Below are 8,665 nucleotides of genomic sequence, written 5' to 3' on the forward strand. Positions count from 1 at the left end.
CTTTCACCGCCTTACAGAACGCAGGGTAAGATCGTCCATCGTCCTTGGTTCAGTCCAGCCGAATACAAGCAGCTCTATGAAGCCACGCGCGCCTATGCGCGTGATCCCTATCATGAACGGGATCGCTGGAATGCTGAGCAGGTACACGACTATGTGCTGTTTCTTGCCAACACCGGCTTGCGGCCCGATGAGGCAAAAAATCTCCAGCATCGCGATGTAGCAATTGTAGAAGATGACGCGAGTGGTGAGACGATCCTTGAAATCGAGGTACGCGGCAAACGCGGTGTCGGCTATTGCAAGTCGATGCCAAGCGCGGTCAGGCCTTATGAGCGATTGCTCAATCGGCCAAAACCTGTTCAGGCGGAAAGCCGCCGTGAGAAGCAGCGACGGCGTAAAGAAGGCCTGCCGCCATTATCTGAAGATCCACCGGCACCGGAATATCCCGAACTTAGAGACCCAGTGTTTCCAGGCAACCACGTCAGGCTATTTAACGGTATTTTGGAGCGGGCTAACCTCAAGCGCGACCGGGATGAGAAGCCCCGCACTGCCTATAGTCTGCGTCACACCTATATTTGTATGCGGTTGATGGAGGGGGCCGACATCTACCAGATCGCCAAAAACTGCCGCACTAGCGTCGAGATGATTGAGAAATTCTATGCCGCACACATCAAGAGCACTCTTGATGCAGCCTCCATCAACGTCCGTAGGCCCAAACCCCTTAGAGCCTCGAAATCGTCACCTCGTGCCAAGATTGATCTTGACGATGAATAGGCTTATTAAGGGCATGGATGGAACAGACCGCTGAACAGCGGTGTTGCCATGTCCAATGAGGCGAGCTGACCAAAGGGGAAGCGCCTCGACTTTTCGCGAAATGACAATCGAAGGATATTGTCATGCTGGCCACCAGAATCCTGAACGGGATTCGGCCATCGCCACAACTTAACGACGCGAAGCGACATTTTCGCCTTTGATGATTGATTGGCACTCGCTTTATCAATCACAATAATGTTATATCATGATGGATAGAAAGGGTTCTTATCGATCATGCGCTGGAATTGGCAACTTCCTGACTGGCCTGACTTTCGCTTCGACGCGGAACGTATCCGCATGTCAGAAGCACAATTCTTGAAAGGCTCCGGTGTTGTAATCGGGGCCTTGCATCATCTTGGCGACGATGAACGCAATGGCTTGACCATCGAACTTATTTCCCAAGAAATTGTCGATAGCTCTGCCATTGAAGGCGAAATCCTTGACCGCGATAGCGTCCAATCATCACTAGCACGGCATCTGGGCTTTGCTGCCGATCAACGCCGGGCAAGCGCCGCTGAGGCCGGTGCTGCCGAGCTTATGGCCGATATCTATCGCAGCCATGCCGAGCCGCTTGACGATCAGACGCTGTTTGCGTGGCACGCGATGCTAATGAATGGTCGCCGCGACATTGCTGATGTCGGGCGCTACCGGACACACGAAGATCCGATGCAGATTGTGTCGGGCGCACTCCAGGCACCGCGCGTGCATTTTGAAGCGCCGCCGTCAACAGATGTGCCGATGGAGATGTCTCGCTTTATTGTATGGTTCAACGAAAGCGCCCCGTCATCACCAAATCAAGTTCCTGCGATCACGCGGGCGGCTATCGCTCACCTGTGGTTTGAGAGCATTCATCCCTTTGAAGACGGCAATGGCCGGATTGGGCGCGCGATTGCTGAAAAAGCATTAGCGCAAAGTCTCGAAACCCCAACGCTGACAGCGCTTGCAGAGACGATTCATCGCCACCGCAAAGCCTATTATGCCGCGCTTCACCTTGGAAGCCAGAGCAACGACATCGATGCGTGGCTGACATGGTTTGCCGATATTGTCATCGAGGCCCAGGCTCGCACGATCACCCGTATACGGTTCCTGATTGAAAAGACGCGCCTGTTTGATCGCCTTCGCGGCGAGATCAACGAGAGGCAGGAAAAGGCCTTGATCCGAATGTTCCGCGAAGGGCCAGATGGATTTAAAGGCGGATTAAGCGCTGGAAACTATCGGACGATTACCGGTGCAACGACGGCGACGGCGACGCGCGATTTGAATGACTTGATTGCAAAAAATGCGCTGATCCGCACCGGTGAGCGTCGCTATGCGCGCTACCGGCTTGCTGTGGATATAGGGGACGATAACAAATGACATCGCTCCTTCGTTTGTTGATTGCGACTAATGTGCCCCGGCGTCTAAAGATAATCCGTGCAGAATAACAATCAGATAGATTCATTCATTGCGGACTGGGCCATTACCGGCGGTTCGGAGCTTGCCAATACGCAGAGCTTTGTGAACGGACTTTGCGCTCTCATTGGAGTTGATTCTCCCAATGGGAGCCAGCCTGATGACGCTCACAATGATTATGTCTTTGAACGTCGCGTGTTTCAGGACAATGGTGACGGCACAACCAGCTTTGGTCGCTTGGACGCCTATAAGCGTAATTGTTTCGTGCTGGAGGCAAAGCAAGGCACGGATGCGGACCGTGAAGCTGCGAAACGCGGAGAAGCTGACTTTTTTGGCAAACCTGCAGCAGATAAGCTGAAGCAAGGCACCGCCAAGCGCGGCACTCCAGGCTGGGCTGCGGCGATGCTGAAAGCCAAAGGACAGGCCGAACGCTATGCCAAGGCATTGCCGCTCGAACATGGCTGGCCGCCATTTCTGCTAATTACCGATGTTGGCCATTGCATTGATGTCTATGCCGATTTCAGCGGAACCGGGAAGCAATATACCCAGTTTCCCGACGCGGCTCGTTTCCGCATCAAATTGGATGATCTGCGGCATGAGGATGTCCGCGCCCGCTTGGCAACCATCTGGAATGACCCGCTCAGCCTTGACCCCTCCAAGGAAGCGGCCAAGGTCACGCGGGAAATTGCCGACCGGCTTGCCGCATTGTCCAAACGGCTAGAGGCGCGCGAGCAAAACCCGACACGCGTTGCTGATTTCCTGATGCGCTGCCTTTTCACGATGTTTGCCGAAGATGTCGGCCTTATACCGGACGGCAGTTTTACCGCGCTCCTTAAAAAGATGCAGACGCGACCGGAAAATCTAACGCCCGCACTGACCGATTTATGGGCGAAGATGGACACTGGCGGTTTTGTCGGCGCGCTGGGCGATGCCGGAGAGACCGTCCGAAAATTCAATGGCTATCTGTTCAAAGATCAGACTGTTATCCCGCTGGATGCCGATGAGATCGGGCTTTTAATCCAGTCATCGGAAAAGAATTGGAACGATGTTGAGCCAGCGATTTTCGGCACCTTGCTCGAACGCGCACTTGACGGCAAGGAACGCGCAAAGCTGGGCGCGCATTATACCCCGCGTGCCTATGTCGAACGGTTGGTATTGCCCACCGTCATTGAACCGCTGCGTGCTGATTGGGCGGGCGTGCAGGCGGCGGCCACAAGCCTGATTGAGGCGGGTAAATCCGATGAAGCCCGCGCGGTTATCGAAAAATTTCATGGCACACTAGCGCAAACCAAAGTTCTTGACCCTGCCTGCGGCACGGGCAATTTCCTCTATGTTGCGCTGGCACGGATGAAAGAGCTTGAAGGCGAAGTCATCTCGCTGCTGATCGAACTGGGCGACAAGCAATATGTGGCGGAAATGAGCGGCCATACGATTACACCCGAAAATTTCCTTGGTATCGAGATAAACCCGCGCGCGGCGGCGATTGCACAATTGGTTTTGTGGATCGGCTACCTGCAATGGCATTTCCGTGTTTCTGGCGAAGGACGAATGCCGCCCGAACCCGTGCTGCGCGATGTAAAGACCATCGAAAATCGCGATGCCCTTATCTCGTGGGATAAGAAAGTCCTGGAGCAGGACGACCATGGCAAGCCGCTCACCCGTTGGGACGGCGAGACGATGAAACTGCATCCCGTGACCGGAAAGAGTGTTCCCGATGAGGATGCGCGCGTCGAGGTTGAACGCTATGTCGGTGCGAAGGCAGCAAAATGGCCCAAAGCCGATTTCATTGTCGGTAATCCGCCGTTCATTGGCGGCAAGGATGTTCGGGAACGATTGGGCGGCGGCTATTTTGATGCGCTGTTCAAAACCACTGATGTTCCTGAATCCGCTGATTTCGTGATGCACTGGTGGGACAAGGCGGCGCTTGCAACAAGAAAGAAAACGGTACGACGCTTTGGTTTCATCACGACCAATTCGCTGCCACAAACATTCAGCCGCCGTGTCGTCGCCAAATATCTGGAAAACAAAGACCGGATCAGTCTGACGTTCGCCATTCCCAATCACCCTTGGGTTGATTCCAGCGATGGCGCAGCGGTGCGTATTGCAATGACCGTGGCGCAACCTGGTAAAGCAGAAGGATTGCTGCGAGCCGTTACGGACGAAGGCGCCGCCCCTGATAGCATCAGCCTTGATAGCAAGCAGGGAATGATAAACAGCGATCTTCGCATCGGTGCGGATGTAACTGCAACGATCCCGCTCAAGGCCAACGACAAGCTCGCTTCGCGTGGAGTGCAGCTGATGGGGAGCGGCTTTATTCTTTCGCCGGAAGAGGCCGAAAAACTTGGATTTACAACCTCAAACGATAAGCCGCGCTTTCGCTCAGGCAATCCCGGCGATGCGAATGTGATATTTGATTATCGCAATGGCCGCGACCTGGCATCACGCTCGCGCGATGTAAAAGTCATCGACCTTTATGGCCTGACCGAGGCCGAAGCGCGGGATCTGCATCCGGCGGTATATCAGCACGTTCTTTCAAATGTGAAACCGCACCGCGCCCAGAACAACCGCGCCAGTTACCGCGAAAACTGGTGGATCTATGGCGAAGCGCGCAGCGAGTTGCGGAAAGCTATGGCCGGAATTGATCGCTATATCGCAACCATCGAAACAGCCAAGCACCGGGTGTTCCAGTTTCTGCCAATAGGCATTGTGCCGGATAATATGCTCGTTTGTTCGGCGCTTAGTGATGCGTTTTGGTTGGGCGTGATGTCGAGCCGATTGCACGTCGTCTGGGCATTGCGAGCGGGCGGAACACTTGAGGACCGCCCCAGGTACAACAAAACCGCTTGTTTCGACCCTTTCCCATTTCCAGCAGACGTTCCTGACAACCTTAAAGACCGCATTCGGAACGAAGCTGAAAAACTGGATGCGTTGCGTAAGAAAGTGTTGGCCGAACATTCGGATATAACACTGACCGGGCTGTACAATGCGCTGGAAGCCATTCGCGTCGCCGAAAAGGAAAAGACCGCGATAGAACCGAAGCTGAAAGACATCGCAACACGCGGGCAAGTCTCGCTCATCAAACAGCATCACGATGCCATCGATGCCGCCGTTGCCGAAGCTTACGGCTGGCTTTCTAATTTGTCGGATGATGAAATCCTTACCAGATTGGTGGCGCTCAACCGCGAGCGGGCCGCTGAAGAAGCCAAGGGCGTCGTCCGCTGGCTGCGCCCTGAATATCAATCGCCGGGCGAAACCGCCAAACCCGTCAACCGCGATCTCGATCTGGGCGATGCCCCCGCTTTGCCGGTTGTTGCAACAATCATCCCGTGGCCAAAAACACTCGCCGAACAAGTTAGTGCTGTAGCCAATATTCTTGCCGCGTCGCCATCCCCCCAACACCCCCGCGACATCGCCCGCGCCATCAAAGGCACAAACGCCAAGGGCATAACCCCCGTGCTGGACGCCCTAACCGCCATCGGACAGGCGCGGCGGCTTGCGGATGGACGATATACGGCGTGACTTGGGTTATTGGGGTTTGTCAGAATCGAGAAATACCGGAAAAAAGCTGCGCTGCTTTTTAATTTTGATGACATCGCCGACGACGATAGTGTTGCCCTTGCGCCGTTCACCACCATTTGCAGTTATGACTTCAATGTCCGGATTTTCAATCATCGCGGCATGAACATCATCTGCATGGGCAGGTGTAGCATTGTAAATGCCAGCGTAAAAATCCCCAATGAGTACGGCGTCACCAGACTCCGAAACCAAGCGCGGAATATCTTCAAGCAATTGGCCTTTCGCGACTGCGCGATCATTGTCGCCAAATAGATACAGCGAACCTTCTTCATGCGATGGATCGTAGGCGAGCATGTTGAGGCCAGAACGACCGAAATGGGCTTGCGAACTGCTATTATCGTGCAGAATGTTATTGTAAACTTGGCGCGCTCGATAGTTGTTTGCAAAGTGAATGAGCCAATATCTCCAGCCATTTGGATTGTTGATGGAGAAGGGACTGACGAAAGGCGCACAATTTTTGTAAACTTCGAAAACCAGTCGTTCCGCGACGCCGAGCCAAGCATAATTGTTCAGTGTGCCTTGCAATGATTCCAGCGCTTTATCATCGACACCAACCGCGCCCAATTGCTTCGCAAAGGCCTCCGGCTCTGATTTTCGAAGGAACGCCAACAAGGACTCCACTGCGAAGGTGTAGAAGATTTCAGCCGATGGATAGGAGCGCATAATGTCAAGAATTGTCCCGTGCGCGACATGGCTATGCCCGCACTGATCCAGATTAAAGATGACATTCCGGTAGCTACCCTGAGAAAGATATTTTTTAACCGTTGGATAAGCTACTTCGAAGGGGTGATTTAGATATTCCACTTGCAAATTTAACTTGTCGTGATTCTCTTTGATTTCGGCGAGTAGCGGTGTGACATTCGATTTCAGTGTATTGATTGCCTCTTGGCTCTCATCATTCAGAAGCAGCAGGCACTCGATTTCAATGGCTCCAAGGCCTTGAGCTGCACGTTCCAAGTTTACAGCGGCAACTGCATTTTTGAGTTCTTCGACAAAAATTATGGGAGACCCGGCTGCGCCGCATTTGTATCGTCCTCCACCAGCGAAGCCATCAATTACAGCCAAACGAAACTTAGCCTGCTGTGGAATTTGGCAGCGAACGGCCAAATATTTGAAAAAATATTCTCGTAGAATTTTATGCTTACGTCTGGAATGGTCATCCAGTGTTGCACCGTCAGCCCATTGATACCGCTTTTCTACCACTCTCGCCCCCGCAAATATTTTAAAGAGAAATACCCGATTTGATTATAGCGCCATTGCAACCGGCGCTGGCATTTCATCCCAAGTGCGGCCTCGATACTCACGGCCATTCGCCTTCTTTGAGCGGCGTTTATTGTCTTTCCCCCAAGTTCCCCACTGTTTGAAAAAGAACGCCGTATTATTATCGGCGCACTGCTCGTGAATTTCGTCAATCCATTCTTCCTTTATGGGCCGGGCGTCTTTTCCGCTTTCTCCGCCGACGATAGCCCAATCAATGCTATTCAGGTCGATTTCGCCGACCGGACCGATAAGGGGTTCGAACGAAATGAAACGGATTGCGGCGGGAACTGCACGGAGATGATCAATCCTTGATATAACTTCGGCATCTTCCACGCTGGTTCCTAGCCACACATTCGGCAAAATGTCTGGAACTTTGGCGGCAATCAGCTTCGCCATGCGGTCAGGGCGTTTCGTCAGAATTTGATAGCTGTGCCTGTGTGTGTCCCGCATCACTTGCCAGACACATAAGATGAATTCGTCACTCACTTGCTCGTGAAACAAATCGGACATTGAATTTACAAAAATCTTTCTCGGTTTTTTCCATTTGAGAGGAATGTCGAGCGCCGACCGGTCTTCATTCACGACGCCGTTCCAAATTGTCCGCTTTCCGCTCTTTCTCGTTAAACCAGCATATTTCTCAACGCGCATCGCCTCCAGTCGCTTGGCCATTTGCATTGCATAGCAGTTGGTGCAACCCGCCGACATAATCGTGCAGCCTGCTACTGGATTCCAAGTCGCATCCGTCCATTCGATTTGTGTTTCTGCCATATTAGCCTGCCTCAGCTAGTCTAAAATTGCGTGCCATTGACTAATTTCCATTTCGTTCGGCCTTCGCTTTTGTGGATTTCATGCTGAAATAGATGCCTTATTGAGGGCATTTGAGCAACTTCTTACTGCAAGTAATCGAGGAAGTGTGGATGGGTGCAGCAATTTATAATGCCTTGTAACCTCTCAGCGTAGTTTAAACGCCTGCGGACAAGTCCGCACCGCGCTCTATTCCGCGATCCCGCCTTCGCGGGCTCACTGCACCGAGCTGCCTTTGGCGTCTCGGCCTGCCGGTGACGATCGCATGGCGCAAGAGGAAGGGCAGTCCTGGCGGACCGCAGGTGATGAGCGGGATTTTTAAGGACGCACTCTTTCCCGCTGCGCTCCTTGAGGGTGCGGTATTTTTGTTCTGACCCGCAGGCACTTTTGCCTCTTTCCTTGCCCGGTGGTCGCTGGCGCACTTTCGCGCGCGCACACCACCGCGCGGCGTCGCGCCGTGCAAGGGTGCCGTTTTTGTTGGGCGGCTTCGCGGATGGCATAATCGCGATGATGTGCGATTGATATGGACGGCGCGGACGCGCCGGCGTTGTTTTCCGGCACCAGAGAGACGGTGTGGGCGGCGCTCCCGGCTAGGCCCGCCGCGCTCAGGCGCAACCCCGCCCTGCGGGCGGGGTCTTCCACTTCGTTTCAGCCCCAGCGACTGCTTTTCAAAGCAGTCAAACAAGCAATTCTGTGCGCCTGACCGCTTGATGCGGGCCTTTCTGGTCGCTCTTGCCGCCCACCCCGCCTCTCCGGGGCCGGTTGCGGCAGTTTTGGGGTGATGGAGGCGGTTATGTTGCATGAAAATTCTAGGGTTTCGGAT

At 53.7% G+C, this 8,665-nt stretch carries 4 protein-coding genes and 1 pseudogene; 3 read left to right on the top strand and 2 right to left on the bottom strand.

From position 1 onward, the window contains the following. The 3 genes and pseudogenes from ACN0WW_RS16990 to ACN0WW_RS17000 form a co-directional block, all read left to right on the top strand. A pseudogene (locus tag ACN0WW_RS16990) lies at positions 1-771 on the top strand (site-specific integrase); the annotation flags it as partial. A gap of 273 nt (positions 772-1,044) precedes the next feature. Then, positions 1,045-2,166, top strand: coding sequence for a Fic family protein (locus ACN0WW_RS16995; RefSeq protein ID WP_417614225.1), 1,122 nt, complete (start codon positions 1,045-1,047; stop codon positions 2,164-2,166). Positions 2,167-2,223: 57 nt separating this feature from the next. Next, positions 2,224-5,721, top strand: coding sequence for a class I SAM-dependent DNA methyltransferase (locus ACN0WW_RS17000; protein WP_417614227.1), 3,498 nt, complete (start codon positions 2,224-2,226; stop codon positions 5,719-5,721). 6 nt (positions 5,722-5,727) lie between these two features. On the opposite strand, the gene ACN0WW_RS17005 is transcribed toward ACN0WW_RS17000, so the two are convergent. Then, on the bottom strand, positions 5,728-6,981 hold the full coding sequence (locus ACN0WW_RS17005; RefSeq protein WP_417614229.1) for a three-Cys-motif partner protein TcmP: 1,254 nt from the start codon (positions 6,979-6,981) through the stop codon (positions 5,728-5,730). A gap of 42 nt (positions 6,982-7,023) precedes the next feature. Then, positions 7,024-7,806: a DUF5131 family protein gene (locus ACN0WW_RS17010; RefSeq protein WP_417614231.1), complete on the bottom strand. Its 783-nt coding sequence runs from the start codon at positions 7,804-7,806 to the stop codon at positions 7,024-7,026. Between the last annotated feature and the right edge of the window lie 859 nt (positions 7,807-8,665).

Origin of the sequence: Parasphingorhabdus sp. (assembly GCF_048269865.1) — a bacterium.
Lineage (GTDB): Bacteria > Pseudomonadota > Alphaproteobacteria > Sphingomonadales > Sphingomonadaceae > Parasphingorhabdus.

Coding starts and splice junctions, on each gene's coding strand:
- ACN0WW_RS16995 (WP_417614225.1), top strand. CDS start 1,045: ATGCGCTGGAATTGGCAACTTCCTGACTGGCCTGACTTTCGCTTCGAC.
- ACN0WW_RS17010 (WP_417614231.1), bottom strand. CDS start 7,806: ATGGCAGAAACACAAATCGAATGGACGGATGCGACTTGGAATCCAGTA.